This window comes from Rhodococcus sp. NPDC019050 (genome assembly GCF_055664235.1).
Genome location: NZ_JBVOON010000006.1, coordinates 78,758 through 102,612 on the forward strand (window position 1 = coordinate 78,758; position 23,855 = coordinate 102,612).

At 66.1% G+C, this 23,855-nt stretch carries 20 protein-coding genes, 1 pseudogene and 1 riboswitch; of the genes and pseudogenes, 10 read left to right on the plus strand and 11 right to left on the minus strand.

All coding sequences use genetic code 11. From position 1 onward, the window contains the following. The first annotated feature begins 73 nt into the window (after nucleotides 1–73). Complete coding sequence (locus AC0B44_RS09290; protein ID WP_471902611.1) at nucleotides 74–1,171, plus strand: CaiB/BaiF CoA transferase family protein; 1,098 nt, start codon at nucleotides 74–76, stop codon at nucleotides 1,169–1,171. A gap of 64 nt (nucleotides 1,172–1,235) precedes the next feature. Here the strand turns inward: AC0B44_RS09290 and yczR are convergent, their stop codons facing one another. Beyond that, nucleotides 1,236–2,696, minus strand: coding sequence for a MocR-like transcription factor YczR (gene yczR, locus AC0B44_RS09295; protein ID WP_471902612.1), 1,461 nt, complete (start codon nucleotides 2,694–2,696; stop codon nucleotides 1,236–1,238). A 175-nt stretch (nucleotides 2,697–2,871) separates the two neighbouring features. On the opposite strand from yczR, the gene AC0B44_RS09300 reads away from it, so the two are divergent. Next, nucleotides 2,872–3,390 (plus strand): hypothetical protein, encoded by a 519-nt coding sequence (locus tag AC0B44_RS09300; RefSeq protein ID WP_471902613.1) that lies wholly within the window; start codon nucleotides 2,872–2,874, stop codon nucleotides 3,388–3,390. Continuing rightward, a complete protein-coding gene (locus tag AC0B44_RS09305) occupies nucleotides 3,387–4,010 on the plus strand; it encodes an RES family NAD+ phosphorylase (RefSeq protein ID WP_471902614.1) in 624 nt (207 codons plus the stop codon). Before AC0B44_RS09300 ends, AC0B44_RS09305 begins: the two co-directional genes overlap by 4 nt. 114 nt (nucleotides 4,011–4,124) lie before the next feature. On the opposite strand, the gene AC0B44_RS09310 is transcribed toward AC0B44_RS09305, so the two are convergent. Next, complete coding sequence (locus AC0B44_RS09310) at nucleotides 4,125–5,414, minus strand: adenylosuccinate synthase (protein ID WP_471902615.1); 1,290 nt, start codon at nucleotides 5,412–5,414, stop codon at nucleotides 4,125–4,127. Between the two features lie 256 nt (nucleotides 5,415–5,670). Between AC0B44_RS09310 and AC0B44_RS09315 the strand changes: the two genes are divergently transcribed. Further along, nucleotides 5,671–6,333, plus strand: coding sequence for a hypothetical protein (locus AC0B44_RS09315; RefSeq protein WP_471902616.1), 663 nt, complete (start codon nucleotides 5,671–5,673; stop codon nucleotides 6,331–6,333). A 14-nt stretch (nucleotides 6,334–6,347) separates the two neighbouring features. Here AC0B44_RS09315 and AC0B44_RS09320 read toward each other — a convergent pair whose 3' ends face one another. From AC0B44_RS09320 to AC0B44_RS09335, 4 genes are all read right to left on the minus strand, one after another. After that, nucleotides 6,348–7,730, minus strand: a complete 1,383-nt coding sequence (locus AC0B44_RS09320) for a DUF2252 domain-containing protein (RefSeq protein ID WP_471902702.1) — start codon at nucleotides 7,728–7,730, stop codon at nucleotides 6,348–6,350. A gap of 62 nt (nucleotides 7,731–7,792) precedes the next feature. After that, nucleotides 7,793–8,344 carry a potassium channel family protein gene (locus tag AC0B44_RS09325; protein WP_471902617.1) on the minus strand — a complete coding sequence of 184 codons (552 nt, stop codon included), beginning with the start codon at nucleotides 8,342–8,344 and terminating at the stop codon, nucleotides 7,793–7,795. A gap of 63 nt (nucleotides 8,345–8,407) precedes the next feature. Further along, nucleotides 8,408–9,241 (minus strand): class II glutamine amidotransferase, encoded by an 834-nt coding sequence (locus AC0B44_RS09330; RefSeq protein ID WP_471902618.1) that lies wholly within the window; start codon nucleotides 9,239–9,241, stop codon nucleotides 8,408–8,410. Nucleotides 9,242–9,352: 111 nt separating this feature from the next. After that, complete coding sequence (locus tag AC0B44_RS09335) at nucleotides 9,353–9,931, minus strand: TerD family protein (protein WP_471902619.1); 579 nt, start codon at nucleotides 9,929–9,931, stop codon at nucleotides 9,353–9,355. Nucleotides 9,932–10,047: 116 nt separating this feature from the next. Between AC0B44_RS09335 and AC0B44_RS09340 the strand changes: the two genes are divergently transcribed. Together AC0B44_RS09340 and metE are read left to right on the plus strand one after the other, a co-directional pair. After that, complete coding sequence (locus AC0B44_RS09340; RefSeq protein ID WP_471902620.1) at nucleotides 10,048–10,722, plus strand: (2Fe-2S)-binding protein; 675 nt, start codon at nucleotides 10,048–10,050, stop codon at nucleotides 10,720–10,722. A gap of 156 nt (nucleotides 10,723–10,878) precedes the next feature. Then, nucleotides 10,879–11,083, plus strand: a riboswitch (cobalamin riboswitch). 148 nt (nucleotides 11,084–11,231) lie between these two features. Then, nucleotides 11,232–13,517, plus strand: a complete 2,286-nt coding sequence (gene metE / locus AC0B44_RS09345; RefSeq protein ID WP_471902621.1) for a 5-methyltetrahydropteroyltriglutamate--homocysteine S-methyltransferase — start codon at nucleotides 11,232–11,234, stop codon at nucleotides 13,515–13,517. Between the two features lie 106 nt (nucleotides 13,518–13,623). On the opposite strand, the gene AC0B44_RS09350 is transcribed toward metE, so the two are convergent. The 3 genes from AC0B44_RS09350 to prpD are packed head-to-tail and all read right to left on the minus strand — an operon-like array spanning nucleotide 13,624 to nucleotide 17,190. Continuing rightward, nucleotides 13,624–14,748: a bifunctional 2-methylcitrate synthase/citrate synthase gene (locus AC0B44_RS09350; protein ID WP_471902622.1), complete on the minus strand. Its 1,125-nt coding sequence runs from the start codon at nucleotides 14,746–14,748 to the stop codon at nucleotides 13,624–13,626. After that, nucleotides 14,748–15,686, minus strand: coding sequence for a methylisocitrate lyase (prpB, locus tag AC0B44_RS09355; RefSeq protein ID WP_471902623.1), 939 nt, complete (start codon nucleotides 15,684–15,686; stop codon nucleotides 14,748–14,750). The genes AC0B44_RS09350 and prpB overlap by 1 nt, the downstream gene beginning before the upstream one ends. A gap of 1 nt (nucleotide 15,687) precedes the next feature. Further along, nucleotides 15,688–17,190: a 2-methylcitrate dehydratase PrpD gene (prpD, locus tag AC0B44_RS09360; RefSeq protein WP_471902624.1), complete on the minus strand. Its 1,503-nt coding sequence runs from the start codon at nucleotides 17,188–17,190 to the stop codon at nucleotides 15,688–15,690. Nucleotides 17,191–17,340: 150 nt separating this feature from the next. Between prpD and AC0B44_RS09365 the strand changes: the two genes are divergently transcribed. Then, nucleotides 17,341–18,768 carry a short-chain fatty acyl-CoA regulator family protein gene (locus AC0B44_RS09365; RefSeq protein ID WP_471902625.1) on the plus strand — a complete coding sequence of 476 codons (1,428 nt, stop codon included), beginning with the start codon at nucleotides 17,341–17,343 and terminating at the stop codon, nucleotides 18,766–18,768. 67 nt (nucleotides 18,769–18,835) lie between these two features. Here AC0B44_RS09365 and AC0B44_RS09370 read toward each other — a convergent pair whose 3' ends face one another. After that, the gene (locus AC0B44_RS09370; protein ID WP_471902626.1) at nucleotides 18,836–19,588 is read right to left on the minus strand and encodes an IclR family transcriptional regulator; all 753 of its coding nucleotides are present in this window, start codon (nucleotides 19,586–19,588) and stop codon (nucleotides 18,836–18,838) included. Further along, nucleotides 19,585–21,105: an APC family permease gene (locus tag AC0B44_RS09375; RefSeq protein WP_471902627.1), complete on the minus strand. Its 1,521-nt coding sequence runs from the start codon at nucleotides 21,103–21,105 to the stop codon at nucleotides 19,585–19,587. The genes AC0B44_RS09370 and AC0B44_RS09375 overlap by 4 nt, the downstream gene beginning before the upstream one ends. A gap of 289 nt (nucleotides 21,106–21,394) precedes the next feature. Between AC0B44_RS09375 and AC0B44_RS09380 the strand changes: the two genes are divergently transcribed. From AC0B44_RS09380 to tatA, 3 genes and pseudogenes are all read left to right on the plus strand, one after another. Further along, nucleotides 21,395–22,972 (plus strand): flavin monoamine oxidase family protein, encoded by a 1,578-nt coding sequence (locus AC0B44_RS09380; RefSeq protein ID WP_471902628.1) that lies wholly within the window; start codon nucleotides 21,395–21,397, stop codon nucleotides 22,970–22,972. 23 nt (nucleotides 22,973–22,995) lie between these two features. Continuing rightward, complete coding sequence (locus tag AC0B44_RS09385; protein ID WP_471902629.1) at nucleotides 22,996–23,670, plus strand: Rid family hydrolase; 675 nt, start codon at nucleotides 22,996–22,998, stop codon at nucleotides 23,668–23,670. Next, nucleotides 23,670–23,849, plus strand: a pseudogene (gene tatA, locus AC0B44_RS09390) (Sec-independent protein translocase subunit TatA); the annotation flags it as partial. The gene AC0B44_RS09385 and the pseudogene tatA, both read left to right, overlap by 1 nt. Between the last annotated feature and the right edge of the window lie 6 nt (nucleotides 23,850–23,855).

Genomic DNA, 23,855 nt, shown 5'->3' on the forward strand with positions numbered 1-23,855 from the left:
TCATATTCCCGAGCGATCGCTAAGGTACTGTCCCGGTCGGAGAGTTCCTACGCATCGGAGTGAGGTTCGACGAGTGTCCGCTGAAGCTGTTGAGAAGAAGGGCCCGCTCGCGGATATTCGCGTCGTCGAGTTCAAGGGACTCGGTCCCGGACCGCACGCGGCGACCCTGCTCGCCGACCTCGGCGCGGACGTCGTCATCGTGCAGCGGCCCGGCGAGATCCCGCCCGCGGGCCACCGCGACCCGATCCAGCGCAACCGTCGCGTCGTCGAGGCGAACCTCAAGGACCCGGCGGACATCGAGAAGGTGCTCGCACTGCTCGAGCGCGCCGACGTGCTGATCGAGGGCTTCCGTCCGGGCGTCACAGAACGTCTCGGCCTCGGACCGGACGTGGTGCTCGAGCGCAATCCCCGGATCGTGTACGGCCGCATGACCGGCTGGGGACAGGACGGTCCTCTCGCCAACGCCGCCGGCCACGACATCAACTACATCTCGCTGACCGGTGTGCTCCACGCGATCGGCCGGGAGGGCGAGCGGCCCGTCCCGCCGCTCAACATGGTCGGTGACTTCGGCGGCGGTTCGATGTTCCTAGTCTTCGGCATTCTCGCGGCGCTGGTCGAACGTCAGACATCCGGTCGCGGCCAGGTCGTCGACACGGCGATGGTCGACGGTGCTCTCGCCCTGTCGCACATGATGTGGTCGTTCCGCGGCAACGGCCTGTGGTCCGACGAGCGCGGTGTGAACATGCTCGATACCGGTGCACACTTCTACGAGGTGTACGAGACCTCGGACGGCAAGTACATGGCCGTCGGTGCGATCGAACCGCAGTTCTACGCGCTCCTGCTGAAGGGTCTCGAACTCGATCCGGCCGATCTGCCGCACCAGCTCGACAAGGCCTCGTGGCCGGAGATGAAGAAGGTGTTCGCGGAGAAGTTCCTCAGCAGGACCCGCGACGAGTGGACCGAGGTGTTCCTCGGTACCGATGCGTGCGTGACGCCGGTCCTCACTTTCGCGGAGGCGCCGCAGAACGCGCATCTCGCCGCTCGGGGATCGCTGATCGAGGTCGACGGTGTCGTCCAGCACGCGCCCGCTCCGCGCTTCTCGCGTACGCCGTCGGGTGAGCCCGCAGCGCCGGCCGGTGAGGCGACCGATATCGACGCGCTCTGGGTCTGACTCTTTCAGAGCTCGACCGCTGCCCCGACGGATCTTCCGGCGGGGCAGCGGCTTTCGTGGTCTCTCAGACGACGATCCTGGTCTCGTCTATGGGCGATCCCGCGGTGACGGCGCTGTAGGCCGCGGCGACCGAGGCGATTCCACGCCGCAGGGTGTCCGGTTCCTGGGTGTAGGGCAGTCGCACGAATCGTTCGAACGCACCCTGCACTCCGAATCGGGGACCGGCGGCCAGCAGCACCCCGTGACCTGGTCCGGTCGCGGCGAGGGCCGTCGACACCGGTTCGGGCATCCGCGCCCACAACGACATGCCGCCCTGCCCGAGCGTGTACTGCCACGCCGGTAGCCGGTCCGCGAGCGCGTCGACGAGTGCGGCGCGGCGCTCCCGCAACACGTGGCGGCGGGCATCGAGCAGATCCTCGACATCCGACAGCAGGTGCGCGGCGGCAAGTTGTTCCATGACCGGCGTGCCGAGGTCCACTGCCATACGCGCTCCGGTGAGACGCACGATCAGGTCCCGGTCGGCACGGATCCACCCCACTCGCAGCCCACCCCACAACGACTTGCCGGTCGACCCGACGGTGACGACCTGCCCTCCGAACGAGGTCGCGGCGACGGGCGGCGGTGGCGGGGAGTCCAGCCACAGGTCCACCATCGTCTCGTCCACGACGAGCGTCACCCGGGCTTCACGCATGATGCGGGTCAGTTCTGCCCGCCCGTCCGCGTCGAGACACAGCCCGGTCGGATTGTGGAAGTCCGGCACCAGGAACGCGGTGCGCGCGCCGGTCTGGCGGGCGGCACCGGCGAGTCCGTCGAGATCCCAGCCGCCGGCGGGTCCGTCTTCCGGTCGCACCGGGACCGGCACCGGACGGGTGCCGTGACGACGGATCGCTTCGAGCGCATTCGGATAGGTGGGGTGGTCGACGATCACCCGGTCGCCGGGATCGGTGAGCACGCCGAGCAGTAATCGCATCGCGTGCTGCGCACCGGAAGTCACCATGATCTGATCGGGCGTGGTGGGCAGCCCACGATCCCGGTACCGGCGTGCGATCACGTCGCGGAGCGCCATGACGCCCACGGGTTCCATGCCGTGGGAGCCCAGATACGCGGACATCGATCCCAGTGCCGCGCTGTACGCCGCTTCGATGGCTGCCGCCGGGGCCGCGAGCGACGCGTTTCGGAGGTCGATCGCCTCACCGAGAACCGGCGCCGACGCCGACGCCGACGCCGGGACCGTGGTTCGTTCGGCAGGCATCGCCACCGTGCTGCGTGCTCCCTGCCGACTGCGGAGGTACCCCGCCTCGCGGAGCGCGGTGTACGCGGCGGTGACAGTGGTGCGGCTCAGCGACAGGGCCGACGCAAGTTCGCGTTCGCTGGGCAGCGCCACCCCGAGTGGTACCCGACCGTCGTGCACGAGCAGGCGGATGCCGTCGGCGAGCGCACGGTATGCCGGCCTGCGGTCCCCGGCGTCCTGCCAGTTGCCCAGATCCCGGACAAGCGAACCGGCCCCTATCGCACGCGTGATCACCGGTCCAGTATCGCCGAAAGTGGACCGATCGAGGCAGGCCAGTCAGTGAGGCAGGCCCGCAGGGGCGAACCTCAGCACTGCGCGTGGAATGAGAATACCCACCCTCGTTCGTTGACACGGTTGACGCAGAAGAGGACGCTGGGGTTGACACGGTTGACGACCAGGAGGCTTTCGCATGGTTACCCTCGCCGAGCAACAACGTGAGCTCATGGACGAGCTCACCCGCCGCGTCCAGGACACCTTCGACCGCGCACGCGAAGCCCACGTCTCCCCCGCTGCCTTTGCAGACGTCAAGTCGATCGCTCGCGCGATGACTGCAGCACTCCCCCACGTCTACGACCAGCTCATCGGCCCGTTCTACGACACCGCGGGGCTGACACAGTGGTGGGGTGTGAGCCGCCAAGCCGTCAACAAGGCTGTAGCCACGGGCAGTGTGATCGCCTGCCAACTCGACGGCGGCGGGTGGGTCTACCCCACCTGGCAGTTCACCGACACAGGAACGGTGCATCCACACCTGCTCACTCTGTGGAGGACCCTGCGCGACGCTGCCGACCCGTGGACCTGCGCAGTCTGGCTTCGCAGCCCTCAGCCTGAGCTCGATGACCGCACTGCAGCCGACTGGATCGTGGACGGTCATCCCCTGGACGCGGCACTGGATCTGGCCCGCGCCGACGCGCAGCGGTGGGCCGCGTGAGCAGCCGTGACACTGTCGCTCTGGGGCCGCCGACCCGGCCGCTGCGCAACTTCCCCGCCTGCGAACTCACCGCGGCGCAGCCGCTGCACCGCGGGCATCGCGCCGGGAACGGCCCTTGGTGGTTCTCCTCCGACGGCGGCGGCCGCTTCGATCTGACCCCGCCACGCGGTACCTGCTATCTCGCGTACGACGAGCTCACAGCGATCCGGGAGACCGTCGGCCAGGCGCTGGCGGCAACCGGGATCATCAGCGACGAATTCGCCGCCGAACGCCAGCTCTCCACCCTGACCGTGCCACGCAACCATCGGCTCGCCGACACCTGCGCGGACACGGCAGCGGACTTCGGTTTGACCAGGGAACTTGTCACCATGACCCCATACGCGGTGCCTCAGGAGTGGGCGGCGAAGTTTGACGCCACCACCTTCGCCGGGCTGCAGTATCAAACCCGGTTCACCACCGGGCCGAACCCCAACGCGGTCAGCCTGTTCGGGAACGCGGGAGAGGCCGACTGGCCGACCGATCCGAGTCCCGAGCCGTTCGTGGCCGCTGCACGACGGTGCGACTTCACGGTTGCCAGCCCGCCGCGGTCGGTGCGCATTGTCGCGCCACCGACGACCTGATCCGGTTCCGCACCACATGGTGGCCGCTGCACACCGACGCTTGCGAGCCGCACGTCCGCCGAGGACCGTCAAGGCTCAGCCGCGCAACCGGCTTCAGTTGCGGCCCGACCTATGTCAGCGAATGACGTCGCGGCGCACGATCGTCTCGTCGCGGCCGGGACCGACACCGATGCACGAGATGAACGCTCCGGAAAGCTCTTCGAGACGCAGCACGTAATCCTGCGCGTTCTTCGGAAGCTCCTCGAAGGTGCGGGCGTGGGAGATGTCCTCCCACCAGCCCGGCATCTCTTCGTAGATCGGCTTGGCGTGGTGCACGTCGGTCTGCGTCATCGGCATCTCGTCGACACGGACCCCGTCGACGTCGTATCCGACGCAGATCGGCACGGTGTCGAGACCGGACAGCACGTCGAGCTTGGTGAGGAAGTAGTCGGTGATGCCGTTGACCCGGGTGGCGTACCGGGCGATCACGGCGTCGAACCAGCCGGTGCGGCGCGCGCGACCGGTGGTGACACCGACCTCGCCGCCCTTCTTCGCCAGGTATTCGCCGTAGTTGTCGAACAGTTCGGTCGGGAACGGACCCGATCCGACGCGCGTCGTGTACGCCTTGAGGATTCCGAGGACGGTCGTGATCTTCGTCGGGCCGATGCCCGATCCGACAGCCGCGCCGCCGGCGGTCGGGTTGGACGACGTGACGTACGGGTAGGTGCCATGGTCGACGTCGAGCAACGTGCCCTGCGACCCCTCGAGGAGGACGGTCTCGCCGCGATCGAGCGCGTTGTTCAACTCGAGGCGGGTGTCGGTGATGCGGTGCTTGAATCCCTCGGCCTGGGTGAGGACTTCCTCGACGACCTGCTCGGGATCGAGCGCCTTGCGGTTGTAGATCTTGACAAGCACCTGGTTCTTGAACTCGAGCGCCGCCTCCACCTTCTGGGTGAAGATCTTCTCGTCGAGAACGTCGGCGACGCGGACACCCACACGAGCGAGTTTGTCCTGGTAGCACGGCCCGATTCCACGGCCGGTGGTGCCGATCTTGCTCTTGCCGAGGAAGCGTTCGGTGACCTTGTCGATGGCCACGTGGTACGGCATGATCAGGTGCGCGTCGGCCGAGAGCAGCAGACGGGACGTATCCACATCGCGCTCTTCGAGACCGGCGAGCTCAGTGAGGAGCACACCCGGGTCGACGACGACACCGTTACCGATGACGTTGGTGACACCCGGCGTCAGGATGCCCGACGGAATCAGATGCAGGGCGAACTTGTCGCCGTTGGGGAGCACGACCGTGTGCCCGGCGTTGTTTCCGCCCTGGTAACGCACCACCCATTGCAGACGTCCGCCGAACAGGTCCGTAGCTTTGCCCTTACCCTCGTCGCCCCACTGGGCTCCGATCAGGACGATTGCCGGCATGTCGCGCTCTCCTCAGGCAGGTGGTACGTGCGGGCGGTCTCGCCCTGCAGGGTCCTGCCCTCGAACCGGACAGCAGCCGGGACCACAGTGTAGTCCACTTCCCTCGCGCCGACGGGCCCGGCACCGTTCTCGCCGGAACCGGACACGAACCGGAGGGGCGCGCGGTGGCCCGGCTGGTCCACCCTCACCGGCCCCCTTCCGTTTAGAGTGGAGCCGAGCCGAGACCGCACGAACCCGACATCCGCGAGGAGATCTGTTGACCCCGGTAGTGTTCAGATGTGGCGAGGTACCCCTGCCACTGACTCTCACCCCGGAGACGACACTGTCTGCTCCCGCCCTTCCGGAAAAGGACGACTTCGAGGACGTCCTGGCCCAGGTCGATTCGGTGGAGAATCCCCGGCTCATCGTCGTCGGCAACGATGCTGCCTTCGCCGCGACACTCACCCGGCTGATGCGGCTCGACCGCCTCGACATCGAACTCGCCTACGTGCCGGAATCGCGCACCCCGGCCACCGAGGCCTACGGACTGCGCAGCGGATCCAAGGCAGCGTCCGTCGCACTCCAGGGCAAGGCGACGGCGATCCCCCTCATCCGCGACGACGCCGGTATCGCGATCGTCGGCAGAGCGCTGATCTGCGGCGACGAGTCCGGCCTCGTCGGTGAGGCATACGTCGACGACACCCGCTTGTTCTCCGGCACGGTGCCGGGAATCCGCGTCGAGCCGACTCCGGCAATGCCCGGACTGCGCGCCGCAGTCGACCGGCCGCGCTGGTTCGGCGGCTACAAGTGGCTGGCGGGACGCGCGATGCAACTGGGTTCCCCTGCCGCGACCGTCACCCGCGACGGTGTCGCCAATCCGCGTGCACTCAAGCGTTCCACGTTCTATCGGCACGACAAGAAGTGGCTGCTGGTGCGTTAGGTCCTTCCTCCGTCTCACAGACCCGTCCGAGCCTCGACGCGCCCGGAATCGATCGCGTCGAGCAACGCCTGGTGATCCCGGACGTTCCTCTTCGCGTATGCCTCCGCGAATTCGGCGATAGCGTCGTCGAATTCGGTACCGGATCCCAGATACGCCGCGATCGCGGTGCGGTCGCCGGCGCGTGCGTGCGCGTACGCGAGTGCTCGGGCGCAGAGCCGTCCGTACAGGGTCATTCCCGTGGGAGTCATCGCCTCCACCACTGCGGAACCCTTGCCGTCACGCAGTTGCCGGACGTAGAAGTCCCGACGGACGCCGTCGACGCCGGGGCCCTGCTGCCATCCGAGGAAGATGTCGCTGGCAGCCTGCATCAGCCGCTGACCGTGCACCACCCGTTCGCCTTCGTTCCCGTACACCGGCCCGTCGACGTAATCGGCGAGAACCGATTTCTGTGCCTCCTTTGCCTGCAGGATCAACGGATCGTCGTCCGCGCCGCGCATCAGGACGATCCATGCGCGGGTACCGACGCTGCCGACACCGACCACTTTCCGGGCTGCCTGGACGAACTCGAACTGCGCGAGCAGAACGCGACGATCCGACTGCAACGTCGCAGCGTATTCGCGGATGCGGCGGCGCAATTCGCCGTACAACTCGGCGGCATCGGCGTCGGCGAACACTTCTTCGATCGGCACGATCAGCGGTGGCCGGCTGATGAACGTGCGACGGCCGTCCACGACCGCCGTGAGCTTTCCGGCCGCCTGCAGGCTGTCGTTGCGTGCCGATTTGCCGAGCAACTTGCGGACGCGTTTCTTCATCGAGGAGTCGAGTTCGTCGCGCAGTTCCACCATCTCGGTGGTCGGCTCGATATGGGAATACCAGACAGCCAGGTTGCCCTGCTCGGCCTGTTGCAGCATCGCTTCCCGATACTCGGAAGCGCACTCCTTCGTCATTCGCCGGTGCTCCCGCGACGTGAACTCGTTGTCCCGGGCGGCGACCGCCAGGCTTGCTGCCAGTCGCTTGACGTCCCACTCGAACGGGCCGGGGTAGGTCTCGTCGAAATCGTTGATGTCGAAGGCGAGCTTCCGCTCGGGCGTTGCGAAGATGCCGAAATTGGACAGGTGCGCATCACCGCACAGTTGGGTGATCAACCCGCTGGACGGAGCGCGGAACAGATCGTCGGCCATCACCAGGGCGGCTCCGCGGAAGAACGCGAACGGTGACCCGGCCATACGACCGTGCCGAACCGGAACGAGTTGGGGCACCCGGGTCGCAGCTTGTTTCAGGAGCAGGTCGATGGGGGAGCGGTCCGGTGCACTGTCGCATTCGGCGAGTGATTCGAGAGGCACCGCGCGGCGCGCACGTTCACCGCGCGCTCGCCGTGCCGGCTTGTCGAGGTACATCGCGTTGTTGTCGGTCGGGAAATCGGGTTCAGCCACGATCATGGTCCTTCCAACTTGCCGTTCTAACCCGAGGGTGTATCGGGAGAGCTCTCCCGTTGCTTCCGACGCCACTGCACCACTCCGGTCAGTACACGGATGCCGACCGCGAGGAGAATCAAATTGCCGACGATCTGGATCGATACGACCGCCCGTGTCGTATCGGTGGTGGCCACGATGTCGCCGAATCCGACCGTGGCGAACACGGTGAGGCAGAAGTACAGTGCATCGACCCGGGAGAGCACCTCACTGAAGCTCTGCTCGTCCGCTCCGGAGAGCACGTAGTAGAGGGCGGAGTACCCGACGAGATACAGCGCGACGGTGGCGGAGGCCGCCTCGAGGGCTTGCACGGCCGGGTACTGCGCCGCGATGACCTTCCTGATCTGCCAGACGGCCACCGCGACCAGGACGACAACTCCGGCGATCAGCAGGGTCACTGTCCTGAGGTCGCCGATACCGTCAAGGGGCACAAGGAAATACACGATCAGCAGTACGACAGCAGTCAGCAGCGGCCTCGCGGCGGCCCACCACAGCAACCGGCGGGAGGCCCGCCCGCCGGGGGCTACCCGGTCAGTCACGTGAACCGCCGAGAGTTCCGGACGCCGGGGCTTTCGACGCGATCGTCATGTCGTAGGCGCGGGTTATGCGACGCCCAGTGGGACGAAAGGAACGATGTCGTCGCGGCCTTCGCGGACCACGGCCGCAGACCCTTCGGGCATTTCGTTCCACGCGCCGGGCAACGCTCGTATCGGTTCCGAGACGACCAATCTCGCGGTCATGCCGAAGCGCTGGAGCGCCTCGACCTCCGGGTGCAGCGAACGCAGCCGTGAGATCTCGGTGGAATAGAACAGCGAGCGCGTTCTCCCCTCGCTCGAGTACCGGAACGCCCACACCGTGGTGCCGTCTGTGGTGGCCGCACTCATCTGCACCGGATCCTCGATGCCGTATTGCCGGGCGAGGCGTTCGACCAACCCGACTGCCCGCCCCACCGCGCCGAGCGGATCTTCCTGCAAACCGAACGTCAGTGCGAGGAAGAAGAGGACCTCCGAGTCGGTGGATCCTTCGATGGCGGAATAGAGGTCCGGGTCGATGGCGAACATCAGATCTCGCTTGATCCGCTCGAACCCCTCGATGCATCCGTTGTGCATCCACAGCCAGTTCTCGTGTCGGAACGGGTGGCTGTTACTTCGTTGGACGGCGCTTCCGGTCGACGCCCGGATGTGCGCGAAGAGAAGGGGGGTACTGACCTGCGAGGCGATCTCGCGCAGATTTTCGTCGTTCCACGCCGGGTCGATGCCCTTGAACACTGCGGGCACGTCGCCCAGTCCGTACCAGCCGATTCCGAAACCGTCGCCGTTGGTGGTAGTGGCACCGAGATGAGAGTGCAGGCTCTGATCGATCAACGAATGTTCCGGCCTGAACAACAAGTCTTCGGCAAGGATCGGATCGCCGGAGTAGGCCATCCATCTACACATTCCATCAGTGTCGCACCGCGAGTCGGCCGGCGGGAGACGATCGGCGCAGATCAGGCGGGCGCGCCGCGGGCCCGGTCATCCCGGACCCGCGGCGCGCAGCGCGCGGCCGGCTCAGCCGACGCTGACCCCGTAATCGCGAGCGATGCCGGCGAGACCGGACGCGTAACCCTGGCCGATCGCCCGGAACTTCCATTCGGTGCCGCGCCGGTACAGCTCGCCGAACACCATCGCCGTCTCCGACGACGCATCCTCGCTCAGGTCGTAGCGCGCAAGTTCACGATCGTCGGAGCGGTCGACCACCCGGATGAACGCGTTGCGGACCTGACCGAACGACTGCCCACGAGCATCGGCATCGTGGATCGACACCGGAAACACGACGGACTGCACTTCGGCGGGCACCGCCACGAGGTCGACATTGATCGACTCGTCGTCACCGTCACCCTCGCCGGTCAGGTTGTCACCGGTGTGTTCGACGGACCCGTCCGGCGACCGCAGGTTGTTGTAGAAGACGAAGTGCTGGTCCGAGAGCACCTTGCCGTTCGCGCCCGTCATGAGCGCGCTGGCGTCGAGGTCGAAATCGGCGCCTGTCGTCGCCCGGACATCCCAGCCCAGGCCGATGGTGACCGCCGTGAGGTTCGGCGCCTCCTTCGACAACGAGACATTTCCGCCCTTGGCCAAACTCACACCCATGCCAGTCCTTCCGATCGGTTGCCGTGGAATCCACGATAGTCGGCCTCGTGACGACCACGCTTCGGCGCTCGGACCGTGTGCTACCTTCCCGACGGCAAGACGACGAGCGAGGACCCGTGAGCCAGGAGAAGACCGTCGTGACCGACGCAGCCGGGGTACTCGGACAGATCGCAGCCCTGAGTCCGTACTTCGCCGTCGGAACCGGCCCTGTTCCGGACGAACGCTGGCAACCGACGGCCACACTGCGCGATCCCCTCACGCGCGACGCTCTGATCGCCGAGACCGCCGAACGGATGGGGATCACCGAGGCACGGGTCGCGGCGTCGACCGTGTACTTCGGTTATGCCGCGCGACTGTGGTCCGTCGCGGTCGGTTCGGTTGTCGTCTCGGGTCGATGCGTCGGGCTGGATCCGGAACGACTGCTGTGGCGGGCCGAGGGCGGCACGCTGCTCCTGCATCTTGCCGATCCGCAATTCGGATCGTCGCCCGTCGCGGAGGTGCTCGACGGGCAGGTCGAACCACTCATCGCGTCGTGGCGGAGCGTCGTCGCCCCCGGCGCGATGTGGGGCAACACCGCGTCCGCCCTGATCGGTGTCACTCAGGTCGCCGGGGAGCCGGCGCGATCGCACGTCGAGGCACTGCTCGCCGAGCCGCGGCTTCGTTCGGCTCTGGACCCGTCCACAGGCCGGCGTCGTAGTTGCTGCCTGTTCTACCGCACGCCGGGCGGCGGAGTGTGTGGCGACTGTCCGTTCCCGAGCCCTCCGATGGATTCGCCGCATCGTCCGCGCTGACAACAGCTTTCGATTCGGCGACCGCCGGCACCGGAGGAGAACGAACGTCAGGCGCCGGGCGAATACCGGTATGTGACGGCTACGCAACGGTGAACTTCGAGGCTATACTTCGCGGTGCAGTTGGTTCGCCAGGCGCGGTCGTGAGGAGCCCCGAAGACCGCATCCGGCGTCGACGCATTCCTGCCGAGGGAATGTGAAGAGGGAACCCGGTGAGAATCCGGGACTGTCCCGCAGCGGTAAACAGGAACGAAAGCCGTCACCAGCACTGGAAGCGATTCCGGGAAGCGACGGCCGGTAGGTACGAACCGGAACGGTTCGGGCGCCTGGGAGTCCGAAGACCTGCCATCTGTGCCGGGTGCACCGCGCCCGGCGGTATGCCGCCTCGAGGATTGGGCGCGCGAACCCGGATGGCATCGATTCGCCCTGGCAGCGCCGGGGACGACGGGGCTCGTCTCGGATTAGTGCACCACTGGGCGGTAGGCCATCCACGACCACCACCGGAGTACCCAGTGTCTACACACAGTGCATCCCCCTTCACCGCCACCGTTCTCGGTTCCGCGCGCATCGGCCCACGACGCGAGCTGAAGAAAGCCGTGGAATCGTTCTGGTCCGGCCGGACGGATCGAACCGAACTCGAGCGCGTGGCAAAGCAATTGCGCTCCGCCACCTGGCTCGCGCAACGCGACGCCGGGCTGGACTCGATCCCCGTCAACACCTTTTCTTTCTACGATCAGGTGCTCGATACCGCAGCGATGCTGGGAGCACTTCCCTCGCGAACCGCGCACATCACCGACGATCTCGATCGGTACTTCGCTGCCGCACGCGGCACCGATGACGTCGTACCCCTCGAGATGACCAAGTGGTTCGACACCAACTACCACTACCTGGTGCCGGAGATCGGTCCCGGCACCACCTTCACCCTCGAGCCATCCAAGGTGCTCGGTGAAGTCGCCGAGGCGACAGCCCTCGGCGTCGCAGCACGCCCCGTGATCGTCGGCCCGCTGACGTTCCTGCTTCTCTCGAAGCCTGTCGACGGTCAGGGCCCACTGCTCGACCGGGTGGACGAGTTGATTCCGCTGTATCGCCGACTGCTGGAAGAACTCTCGGAGGCAGGTGTCGAGTGGGTGCAGTTCGACGAGCCCGCACTCGTGCGCGATCTCGATCAAGCAACACTCGGCGCCGTAACCCGCGTCTACGACACGTTGTCGGCTGCGGAAGAGCGCCCGGCAATTCTCGTCGCCTCCTACTTCGGGGACCTCGGTCCTGCTCTCGGCCGACTGGCCGCCACCGGTGTCGAGGGGATCGGCATCGATCTCGTCGCCGGTTCCGCGACCGGGGTCGCGGGACTACCGAGTCTCGCGAACAAGTTGCTCGTCGCCGGTGTCGTCGACGGCCGCAACGTGTGGCGCACCGACCTCGAAGGAGCACTCGCGACGCTTGCCACGCTGCTCGGCTCGGCGAGAGCACTGGCGGTGTCCACATCGTGTTCGTTGCTCCACGTTCCGTACACCGTCGACGCCGAGACCCACCTCGACGACGCCCTACGGTCCTGGCTGGCATTCGGTACCGAAAAGGTGCGTGAAGTAGCAACACTCGCCCGAGCACTGCGCGAGGGACACGGCGCCGTCGCCGACGAACTCGCCGCGTCCCGTACGGCCGCCGCCACTCGCCGTGCCGATCCACGGCTGCACAACAACGCCGGCCGTGGCGCACTGTCCGCACTCACCGAACACCGTGCGCGCACCACGCCTGCCGCCCGACGGCGCGAGATCCAGCGCGCCCACCTCGACCTGCCGCTGTTGCCGACCACCACGATCGGGTCGTATCCGCAGACGAGCAGAATCCGGCTGGCACGCGCCGCTTTCCGCAACGACGAGATCGACCGTGCCGAATACGTTCGGCGGATGCGTGAGGAAATCGTCGAAGTGGTGACTCTGCAAGAAGAACTCGGTCTCGACGTGCTGGTACACGGCGAGCCCGAGCGAAACGACATGGTGCAGTACTTCGCCGAGCAACTCGACGGATTCTTCGCCACCGATCAGGGCTGGGTGCAGTCGTACGGATCCCGGTGCGTGCGCCCGCCGATCCTGTACGGAGACGTCGCCCGACCGGCACCGATGACCGTCGACTGGATCACGTACGCGCAGACTCTGACCGACAAGCCGGTCAAGGGCATGCTCACCGGCCCGGTGACGATTCTGGCGTGGTCGTTCGTACGCGACGATCAGCCCCTCGCCGACACCGCAGACCAGGTCGCGCTCGCCATCCGCAACGAAACCGTCGATCTCCAAAGAGCGGGCATCCGCATCATCCAGGTCGACGAGCCGGCACTGCACGAGTTGCTGCCGCTACGCGCCGCGGCGCAGAAGGAATACCTGGACTGGGCGGTGGGTGCGTTCCGTCTGGCCACGTCCGGGGTCGCGGATTCCACGCAGATCCACACGCACCTGTGCTATTCGGAGTTCGGCGAGGTGATCGGTGCCATCGCCGAACTCGATGCCGATGTCACCTCCATCGAGGCGGCGCGGTCGCACATGGAGATCCTCGACGACCTCGATGCGGTCGGATTCGATCTCGGTGTCGGCCCGGGTGTGTACGACATCCACTCACCGCGGGTGCCGACCGTCGACGAGATCACGAGGTCGCTGCGCGAGGCATTGGATGCTGTTCCGGCAGAACGCCTGTGGGTCAATCCGGACTGTGGTCTCAAGACTCGACGCAACGAGGAGGTCACCGCGTCCCTGCGGAATCTCGTCGCTGCGGCGGTCTCGGTACGCACCCAACTGGATTCGTAGCCTGCGTGCGGGGTGACGGCTCCTGTCCGTGAACCGGACCGGGCCGTCACCCCGGCTGCACTGATGCTGGGACGGAAAACGCAGTGTCCCCGCCAGACGGAGTAGCTCAGGCCACCACCGAGCGTTGTGGCACGCCGGTGTATTCACTGAGCGGCCGGATCAGAGCGTTGGACTGGCCCTGCTCGATGATGTGTGCGGTCCATCCGGTGATCCGGCTCATGACGAAGATCGGCGTGAACATCTCGATGTCGAAACCCATGAGGTAGTAGGTGGGTCCGGTGGGGAAGTCGAGGTTCGGTTCGATGCCGGTGGCGTCGGCCATCGTTTTCTCCAAGACGTCGTACATCCGCACCCACTTCTCACCCCCGGTCCTGCCCGCGACGCCCAGGAATGCCTGTTTCATCGTCGGCACCCTGGAATCACCGTTCTTGTACACGCGGTGGCCGAAACCCATCGCCTTCTCCCTGCGGGCGAGTTTGCCCCGCAGCCACTCTTCGGCACGCTCGGGTTCACCGATATCGAGCATGTCGTGCATGACGGCTTCGTTCGCACCACCGTGCAGCGGGCCCTTGAGGGTGCCGATCGCGGCGGTGACGGCGCTGTAGATATCGGACAGGGTGGAGGTGACCACGCGGGCCGCGAACGTCGAGGCGTTGAAGCTGTGCTCCGCGTAGAGGATCAGGGACACCTCGAACGCTTTCACGATCTCCGGGTCCGGAATTCTCCCGAAACACATGTTCAGGAAGTTCTCGGCGAAGCCGAGGTGGCTGTGCGGCATGATCGGGTCCATGCCGCGGCGACGCCGGTGATCTGCCGCGACGATGGTCGGGAGCAGTGCCATCATCCGAAGTGCCTTCTCGCGATTGGCCTTCGGGTCGTTGTCCCACTCCTGGGGGTCTTCCGCACCCAGCCAGCTGATGGCGGTGCGGACCACATCCATCGGGTGACAGTTGTCGGGCATCTTCGCCACCAGCGACAGTAGGGAGCGATCCGCGCGGCGGTTGGCGCGCTCGCGCTGACTGAACAGCTCGAGCTGTGCGTCAGTGGGCAGTTCCCCGTTCCACAGCAGATATGCGACCTGCTCGAACGTGCAGTGCTGCGCTAGATCCTGCACTGCGTAGCCGCGATAGGTCAGCGAGTTCGTTTCCGGGACAACTTTGGAGATCGCCGTGGTGTCGACGACGACACCCGCCAAACCCTTGCGGATGGTGGGGATTACGGTTTCGGACATCATTGGCTCCTGCCCAGGGCGAAGCTGAAGACTCCGGCATCGAACTCGTTGTAGCGCTGATACTCGAGCACCTCGTACAGACGGGACCGGGTCTGCATCCGGTCGAGCAACCCTTCCTGCGTTCCCTTGTCGTGAATTTCGCGCAAGCCCGCTTCTATCGCCCCCATCGCCAGACGCAGCGTGGTGACGGGATAGATGACGGCGTTGTAGCCGATATCCTCGAGGGTCTGCGCCGGGACCAGTTCGGACTTACCGAACTCCGTCATGTTGGCCAGCAGCGGTACATCCACGGCGGCGCGGAATCTGGCGAAGTCTCCTTCGTTGTGCAGGGCTTCGGTGAAGATCAGGTCCGCCCCGGCGTCGGCGTATGCCTCGGCTCGCTCGATCGCGGCATCGATGCCGGACCTGCCGGTGGCGTCGTCGAACCCGATACCTGCGGCGTCCGTGCGGGCACAGATCACGAAGTTCGGGTCTCGCCGCGCGGATACCGCTGCGCGGAGGCGCCGCACCATCTCTTCGGTCGGCACGACGGCCTTGCCGTCGAGATGCCCACAGCGTTTCGGGTTGACCTGGTCCTCGAGATGCAGTCCGGCGAGACCGGCGTCCTCGGCGGCAAGGACGGTGCGGGCCGCCGACATGGGTTCACCGAACCCGGTGTCGGCGTCGATCAGCACAGGCAGATCGGTGACACCTGCGATCAGGCGGCCGTGTTCGACGACCTCGGTGAGAGTGGTGAGCCCGATGTCGGGCAGGCCGAGTCCCGCAGCGAACGCGCCGCCGGAGACGTACACACCCTCGAAGCCGATCTCCTGGATCAGCTTGGCGCTCAGCGGGTTGACCGCACCCGGGAGTCGCGTGATGGCGTCCGACTCCAGGGCGGCACGAAGGGCGACGCGTTTGTCGGCTGCCGAGGTCGACGCAGCGATGAGTCCGGTCATGTCAGAACAGTCCCTTCGGCGTCTTCGGTGCGCGGGCGAGGACATCCTGGGAGACGGTGAAGGTGAGCCGGCCCAGTTCTCCCGGTGCCAGCTCGGGAGTGCGCTGGGCGGCCTCGAGGAAGCGCTCCTGCTCTGCCGGCGCGACGATGCCGTCGGCGAGGGTGCGGAACTTCTCGATGTATCGGTCACGCGCGAAGGGACGTGCGCCGAGCGGATGCGCGTCCGCGATCGCGAGTTCGTCAACAATCGTTTCGCCGCTCTTCAGCGTGACCTCGGCACGAGCACCGAACGCTTTCTCGTTCGGATCCGTGGAATGGTAGCGCCGGGTCCACTCCGGGTCCTCGGCTGTCGAAATCTTCTTCCACAGCTCGACCGTGTCGGGACGCTGCGCCCGTTCGGCCGCATAGGAATGCTCGTGGTGCCAGGTGCCGTCCTGCAATGCGACAGCGAAGATGTACATCACCGAGTGGTCGAGGGTCTCACGGCTCGCACCGGGATCGAACTTCTGGGGATCACCCGAACCCGTGCCGATCACCACGTGCGTGTGGCGGCTCGTATGCAGCACGATCGACGCGATCTGGTCCAGATCGCCGATGCGGTCCCGCATCCGGCGGGCGAGATCGATCGGCGCCTGGCTCTGATACTCGGCGGAGTGCTCCTTGGTGTAGGTGTCGAGGATCGCGCGTTTGGCTTCGCCCGGTCCCGGCAGCGGCACCTGGTACTCGGCATCCGGTCCGCCGAGCAACCACGCGATGACGCCGTCCTCACCCTCCCAGACCGGTGCCGGGGCCCCCTCACCGCGGAGGGCTCGGTCGACGGCTTCGACCGCCATCTTGCCGGCGAACGCGGGTGCGTACGCCTTCCAGCTCGAGATCTCTCCCTTGCGGGACTGGCGGGTCGCAGTCGTGGTGTGCAACGCCTGTCCGATGGCCTGGTAGACGGTCTCGGTGCCCAGCCCGAGCACCGTACCGATGCCTGCGGCCGCAGACGGGCCGAGATGTGCGACGTGGTCGATCTTGTGCTCGTGCAGGCAGATTGCGCGCACCAGGTTCACCTGGATCTCGTAGCCGGTCGCCAGGCCGCGGATCAGGTCGGCGCCTCCCCTGCCGGTGTGCTGCGCAACCGCGAGAATCGACGGGATGTTGTCGCCGGGATGCGAGTATTCGGCGGCCAGGAACGTGTCGTGAAAGTCGAGTTCACGGACGGCGACACCGTTCGCCCACGCCGCCCACTCCGGCGACACACTGGTACCGACGCCGAATACCGTCGAGCCCGGCGAGTAGGGATGGGCGAGCGCCTGCGCGCGAGCGTTCGCGACCGGACGACGAGTGACCGACGCCGCCGCGACGGCCGCGTTGTCGATGATCCGGTTGACGATCATCTCGGTCGTGTCGTCGGGCACCTCCACCGGATCGGTGGCCACTTCGGCGATCTTCCACGCGAGGTGCTGGTCCTTCGGAAAGTCTTCGGCCGAGCGGTGGGTGCGTACGAGATGAGACTTCACGGTGTTTCCTCCGAGCGGTGGCGAGCTGGTTTATTCGCACGCTACACACGGTTGGGGAAAATCGAAATGCCTTGCAGAGGAATACTTTTGCGTAATCGAAGTTGCAAACTTGCGTAAATTGCGTACACGTCCGGCTGTTACATTGCAGCCATGCAGAAGATGTACGCCGGTGCCCGTCTGCGACGGTTGCGGGAGGAACGCAGCCTGACCCAGACTGCACTCGCGAAGACACTCGGGCTGTCGACCAGCTACGTCAACCAGCTCGAGAACGACCAACGGCCGCTCACCGTTCCGGTACTGCTCCGCCTGAATGCCACATTCGATCTCGACATGGCGTTCTTCGCCGCCGACAGCGACGCCCGCCTGCTCGCCGATCTCCAGGAGGTCTTCACCGAAAATCCTGAAACCACCGACATTTCCGCAGCCGAGATCGACGAGTTGCTGTCGCGAAATCCTGCGGCGGCGCGCACGCTGGTGGGTTTGCACCGTCGACTGCGCGGCGTGACCGAGCAACTCGAACAATTCGGCTCCGGCACCTCCCGCGGCATCGCCGAGGCGTCTTCCGGCACGCCGTACGAGGACGTCCGCGACTTCTTCTACGATCGCCGCAACCACATCCCGCAACTCGACGACGCCGCCGAGCACCTCTTCACGTCGAGACGCCTGACCATCGGCAGCCTGGATCGGCAACTCGCCGCACTGCTGCGGGACGAGCACGGCATCGACGTCCACATCCGAACCGACGCCCCCGATCTTCTCGGCCCGAAACGTTCCTTCGACGCGGGTACACGGACTCTCACGGTGGCGCGCCGCTTGTCCCCCGGCCGGCGCGCGTTTCAACTGGCCACCCAACTCGCATTCCTCACCCAGTCCGAGACGATCGACTCGATCGTTGCGGAATCCGATTCACTGCCCGAGCAGTCCCGGGCCCTGGCCCGCATCGGGCTCGCGAACTACTTCGCAGGCGCCCTGATCCTGCCGTACACACCGTTCCTGGAAGCCGCAGAATCGCTGCGCTACGACATCGACCTGCTCGGCACCACCTTCGAGGTGGGGTTCGAAACTGTGTGCCATCGGCTTTCGACACTCCAACGGCCGGGCCGACGTGGCGTCCCGTTCTTCTTCGTCCGCACCGACCGCGCCGGAAACATCTCGAAACGCCAGTCCGCCACCGCGTTCCACTTCTCACGTGTCGGCGGAAGTTGCCCCCTGTGGGTTGTGCACGACGCGTTCTCCGCGCCGGGACGGATCATGACGCAGGTCGCGCAGATGCCGGACGGACGCACGTACCTGTGGCTCGCACGCACCACACAGGAGGGCACTCCCGGCTATCTCGCACCCAAGCGGGATTTCGCGATCGGTCTCGGGTGCGACATCGCATATGCGGACAAACTGATCTATTCGCGCGGCCTTCGACTCGACGACCCGGACACGACTGTGCCGATCGGGGCGGGGTGCAAGGTCTGCGAACGGCCGTCGTGCGCGCAGCGCGCGTTCCCGCAACTCGGTCGAGCCATCCGAATCGACGAGAACAGCGCGGGAAATGTTCCCTACTCCCCCGGCCCGCCCCCGACGTGAGCGTGGCCCACAGAACGGAGCAAGAATGCGCCTGCGGTATTGCAGGTCCGGGCACCCGGCCGGGATCTCAGGGGGTCGTCCGCGGTGCCCGCAACAGGGAGGCGTACGACCGCAGAAGATCCCAGACGGTCGCATCGTTCACGCCGAGTCGACCGGTGCGCCCGATCGCGACCAGGGCACCGGCCAGTCGGCCGTCCCCGGAACGTAGGGGAACCGCGAGCGCCGTCCGGCCTATTCGACTTTCGTCGACCTCACAGGCGGCATCGGCATCGCGCACCTCTTCCAGTTCCGCCATGAGTTCGGCGGGTTCTGTCTTGGTCCGCTCGGTGATGCGTCGTAGTGGTCCATCTCCGATCAGTTCGGGTCGCTGGACCAGGAGCAGTTTGCCGACCGCCGAGGCATGCAAGTGCATCGTCCACGTCGACTCCCCGGACAGTTCGTGGTCGGGATCGCGGTCGACGAGGCGGACTCGGCCACCCGTGTACGACGCGAGGTAGATGCCGTAACGGACCTGCGCCCGTAGTTCTTCCAGAACCGGGCCGGGATCGACGTTCTCGGCCGGCGCCGGCGCGGCCGATGCGAGTTCACGCGTGCGCCGGCCGAGGGCGAAGCCCGAGAGATCCTCGACCCGAACGAGGTAACCGTCGGCAACGAGAAGATTGAGCAGGCGGTACGCGGTCGCGGGCGGCGTCTTGGTCATCGCCGCGATATCCCGCGCCGAGGCACCTGCACCGAGAGTTGCGACGGCTTCGAGAAGGGCGAGGGCACGCTGCACGGCCCTGGGCTCGTGCCCACCCTGCACGCCCGGGCGGCCGCTCACCGCCGAACCGCATTCGGGTGATTTGATCCGACAAGGGCAACCCTCCCGCTGCCGGTTTCGGCGAACGCACCCGCGCCGGGAAGCACATCTTCCGATTCGGGACTGTCGAACAGACCGACGTCGGCGAGGTTGGCCGGCCGCTTTCGGCGCAGATGCCGGTACCAGAACGCCGGAACGGTGAGCACGACCACCAGTGCCCCCGCCGCCCCGAACCGTCCGTCGAAAGCATGCCCGATCACGATGTATCCGGTCACCGCTGTGCCGAGCACGGTCGCGACCCGAGCCGTCCAGGCGACCGCGGCCGTCGCCTCACGAATGCGCGCGAGGAACGCCACGACTGCCACCGCAACCATGACGTAGGCGACGAGGAGAGCGACACGCAGGGTGACACCTGCCCAGTGAGGCACTGCACCCAGCAACGCCAGGATCACGGCGCCGACAGCCAGGGCCGAGACTGTGGTACCCAGCGCCAGCCACGGCGTCCTGTGCCGTCGGTGGACCGCCCCGAGAGCACGGGGGAGTACTCCTTCGACGCCCATCGAATACAGCAGTCGCGATGCGGCATTCGAGGACGCCATCGCGGATGCGAGCCACGAGCAGGCCATCCCGACGTGCAGCAATGCAACCACTGCGGGGCTCACCCCGGTCGAGGTTCCGTGCAGGTAGGCCCCGACCAGTGTGTCTGCGTGTCCGCTCCACGCTGCCCAGCCCGCGAAGACGAACAAGCTTCCGCAGATCGCGGGCGTCGCAATCACCGTGCGCGTGACGGTGATCATTGGACGCCGAGCCTCGGGTGCGACGAAGGTGGCGCTCTCGAATCCGGCAAGCGCGAAGAGCGCAGACAGGACCATTGGTAGGAGAAGTCCGGCATCTCCTGCGGAAATCGGTTCCAAGGAAACAGTTTCCGATCCGGGAATCGTCATCACTCCGAGGATGAACACCAGTGACGACGCCTCGATCACAAGAATCGCCACGGCGGCGAACCGGACACTTCGCAGCAACGCCACAAGGATGACAGCGGCAATCCCGAGGTACACGACCGCGGTCGCGGGACCTCGTATCTCGACGCCGCATTGTTCGGCGATCGCGATCACCGCGTGACCTCCGTGGTACAAGGTCAATGCCCCGCTGCCGAGGTATTTCACCGCCATCGCGACACCTGTGGTGAGGGCGGCACGCGGGCCGAGCCCTTTCGCGACGAACGCGTACAGCCCACCCGACGCAACCATCCGCCGAGTGAATTGCGTGGTGCACCAAGCGATCATCGTGATGAAGACAGTCGCGGCCACCACTGCGACCAAACCCGATACGAGCGCATGATGAGTCAGCATCGCCGCGGGTAGCAACACCATCGACGCCGCCGGAGCGGTCGTGGCAACCGATTGTGCGAGCACCTCCCACCCGGAGAGTTGTCTCCGACCCAACGCGCGAAGCGGCGACACCACAGAGCGTTCCGGCTCTCCGTGCGCGAACGACCGCGCAATCGCATCCGCCAGTGCCGACGTCTCCCCCATCATGCCTCCCACCCCGCCGGCGCGCTCGGACCGGCCGCGCAGGACCGTACCCGCACTCTGTTAACCGGATATTTCGGCCACGGGTCGCGCACCGTCTCATCGAGTGAGAGAACCCGGTTCGGGCGTTCTCACTCGTGGAAGCCGAACCGTTTGCCCAACCGTATCCACGGGGAAGCACGGCGACTTCACGATTTCCTCGAGCGACGACGGCGGGCACAGGACGCCCGGCAACCGGAGGACGGGTCGCGAGTGCGAGGGGAGCAGTGAATTGAGCGTCACCAGAAGATCGTTCATGCGAGGTCTGGGTATGACCGGTGGCGTCGGTCTGGCATACGGAGCGATGTCCACGATCGGCCTGGCTCCCGCCGTGGCCTCCACACCCACCCGTTTCCAGGCACCGGCGATGGGCGACCTCATCGGAAAAGCGCCTGGTGACCAGTCGGTGGTGGTGCTCGGTGGTGGGCCTGCGGGTCTGTGTGCGGCCTACGAGCTGGGTAAGGGTGGGTACAACGTCACGGTGCTCGAGGCGCGGACCCGACCGGGTGGACGTGTCTACTCGATCCGCGGCGGCACGACGGAAATCGAGATCGGCGGAGACCCTCAGACCTGCACGTTCGCCGATGGTCACTACTACAACCTGGGCGCCACCCGCATCCCGCAGAGTCACATCACCCTCGACTACTGCCGTGAACTCGGGGTCGAGATCCAGCCGTTCGGCAACCAGAATGCGAACACCCTCGTCAACTACACGAGCGACACCCCGATCTCCGGGCAATCGGTGACGTATCGGGCGGCGAAGGCAGACACCTACGGCTACATGTCGGAACTGCTCCAAAAGGCAGCGTCGCGAGGAGCACTCGACGATGTGCTCTCACCCGACGACAAGGCTGCCCTGTCCGAGTTCCTGAGCGATTTCGGCGATCTGTCCAGCGACGGCCGCTACCTCGGCTCGTCCCGGCGGGGATACTCCTCCGAACCCGGCGGCGGTCTGGATTTCGGTACCGAGACCGAGCCTTTCGCAATGACGGACGTCATCCGGTCCGGACTCGGGCGCAACTTCAGTTTCGAGTTCGGCTACGACCAGGCGACGATGATGATGACCCCGGTGGGCGGTATGGACCGGATCTACTACGCCTTCCGAGACAAGATCGGTACCGACAAGATCAAGTTCGGTGCCGAGGTGACGGCGATGAAGAACGTCCCCGACGGAGTCACCGTCGAATACACGCAGGACGGCGCACGGAAGTCGATCACCGCCGACTACTGCATCTGCACCGTCCCGCCCAACCTGATCGGACGATTCGACAACAATCTTCCCGCCGAGGTCCTGAAAGCGCTGTCGGCAGCCGTCCCCGCGTCGGCAGGCAAGCTCGGCATCGAGTACACGCGACGCTGGTGGGAGACCGAGGATCGCATCTACGGCGGCGCCTCGAACACCGACAAGGACATCACGCAGATCATGTTCCCGTACGACCATTACGGCTCGGACCGGGGTGTCGTCGTCGGGTACTACACGAGCGGCAGGAAGCACCTCGCCTTCGAGTCCCTTACCCCCAAACAACGTCTCGACAAGGCGGTGGCCGAGGGCATGTCCATCCACGGCGAGAAGTACGGTCGCGATATCGCCTCGTCCTTCTCCGGTAGCTGGCGCCGGATGAAGTACTCCGAGGGTGCCTGGACCAACTGGAGTGGTGCCGGTGATTCCCACGGCGGCTCCGCCACACCCGAATACGAATTGCTACTCGAACCGGTGGACCGCATCTACTTCGCAGGAGACCACCTGTCGAATGCGATCGCATGGCAGCACGGGGCCTTCACGTCCGCCCGCAACGTCGTCACCGCGCTGCACCAGCGCGTCGCCACAGCCTGACCCACCCACGACCAGGAGCAGTCATGAAACGCACCACCTTCCGAGCCGCGGCGCTGGCCGCGAGTCTGGCGACCACCGCGACTGTCCTTACCGGCTGCTCGTCCGGCGGCGACGAGGCCGCAGCGTCCACCGAGCCGGCCGCTGTCGCACAGGCAGTGCTCGAGCCGGGCGAAGCCAATCCCATGATCGCCCAAGGCGTCACCATCAGATCCGGTGCGACGATGTACAAGTCCAGCGGTCTGGGCCCGACAGCGGCGAACATGGCCGCACCGCAGGGAAGTCCCGAGTCGTATATCGACTCGCAGTTCTCCGAGGGTGTCTTGCCGGAGGGCGTGACTCTCACGGAAGCTCAGGGAGTCAACGTGTTGCGGAACATCCGTGCCAACCTGGAGGCTCAGGGCCTCACCCTCGCGGACGTGACGACGATGCGGGTGTTCCTCGATAATGCTCCCGGAACCGACCGAGCGGACTACGCCGGTTGGAATCGTGCCTACCGGCAGTTCTTCGCGAACACCAACCTGGAGACGGGCGACACCGAACTGGTGCCGCTGGGAACCGCCGAACCGGCGGCGCCGCTCGAACGGAACGCGGCCCGGCCGACGAGATTCGCGCTCGAGGTCGGCAGCCTTCCCGTTCCGGGCTGGCTCGTCGAGGTCGAGGTCGACGCGGTGTACCCGGAAGACGGGACGGCTCGCTGATGGGTGCGATGAGCCCGGCGCACTGGGCGATCGTGGCCGTGGTCCTGCTTGTTCTCTTCGGATCGAAAAAACTCCCCGACGCGGCTCGGGGCCTCGGCAGGTCGCTGCGGATCCTCAAATCGGAAGTCGGGGAGTTGCACAACGACGATGCTCAGCCACCAACTCGCAGTGTCACCGAATAGGCA

Coding starts and splice junctions, on each gene's coding strand:
- AC0B44_RS09320 (WP_471902702.1), bottom strand. CDS start 7,730: ATGTACCTCGACAAGCCGGCACGGCGAGCGCGCGGTGAACGTGCGCGC.
- AC0B44_RS09385 (WP_471902629.1), top strand. CDS start 22,996: ATGAAACGCACCACCTTCCGAGCCGCGGCGCTGGCCGCGAGTCTGGCG.
- AC0B44_RS09380 (WP_471902628.1), top strand. CDS start 21,395: ATGCGAGGTCTGGGTATGACCGGTGGCGTCGGTCTGGCATACGGAGCG.
- AC0B44_RS09310 (WP_471902615.1), bottom strand. CDS start 5,414: ATGCCGGCAATCGTCCTGATCGGAGCCCAGTGGGGCGACGAGGGTAAG.
- AC0B44_RS09300 (WP_471902613.1), top strand. CDS start 2,872: ATGGTTACCCTCGCCGAGCAACAACGTGAGCTCATGGACGAGCTCACC.
- AC0B44_RS09365 (WP_471902625.1), top strand. CDS start 17,341: ATGCAGAAGATGTACGCCGGTGCCCGTCTGCGACGGTTGCGGGAGGAA.
- prpB (WP_471902623.1), bottom strand. CDS start 15,686: ATGACCGGACTCATCGCTGCGTCGACCTCGGCAGCCGACAAACGCGTC.
- AC0B44_RS09335 (WP_471902619.1), bottom strand. CDS start 9,931: ATGGGTGTGAGTTTGGCCAAGGGCGGAAATGTCTCGTTGTCGAAGGAG.
- AC0B44_RS09375 (WP_471902627.1), bottom strand. CDS start 21,105: ATGATGGGGGAGACGTCGGCACTGGCGGATGCGATTGCGCGGTCGTTC.
- AC0B44_RS09330 (WP_471902618.1), bottom strand. CDS start 9,241: ATGTGTAGATGGATGGCCTACTCCGGCGATCCGATCCTTGCCGAAGAC.
- AC0B44_RS09350 (WP_471902622.1), bottom strand. CDS start 14,748: ATGTCCGAAACCGTAATCCCCACCATCCGCAAGGGTTTGGCGGGTGTC.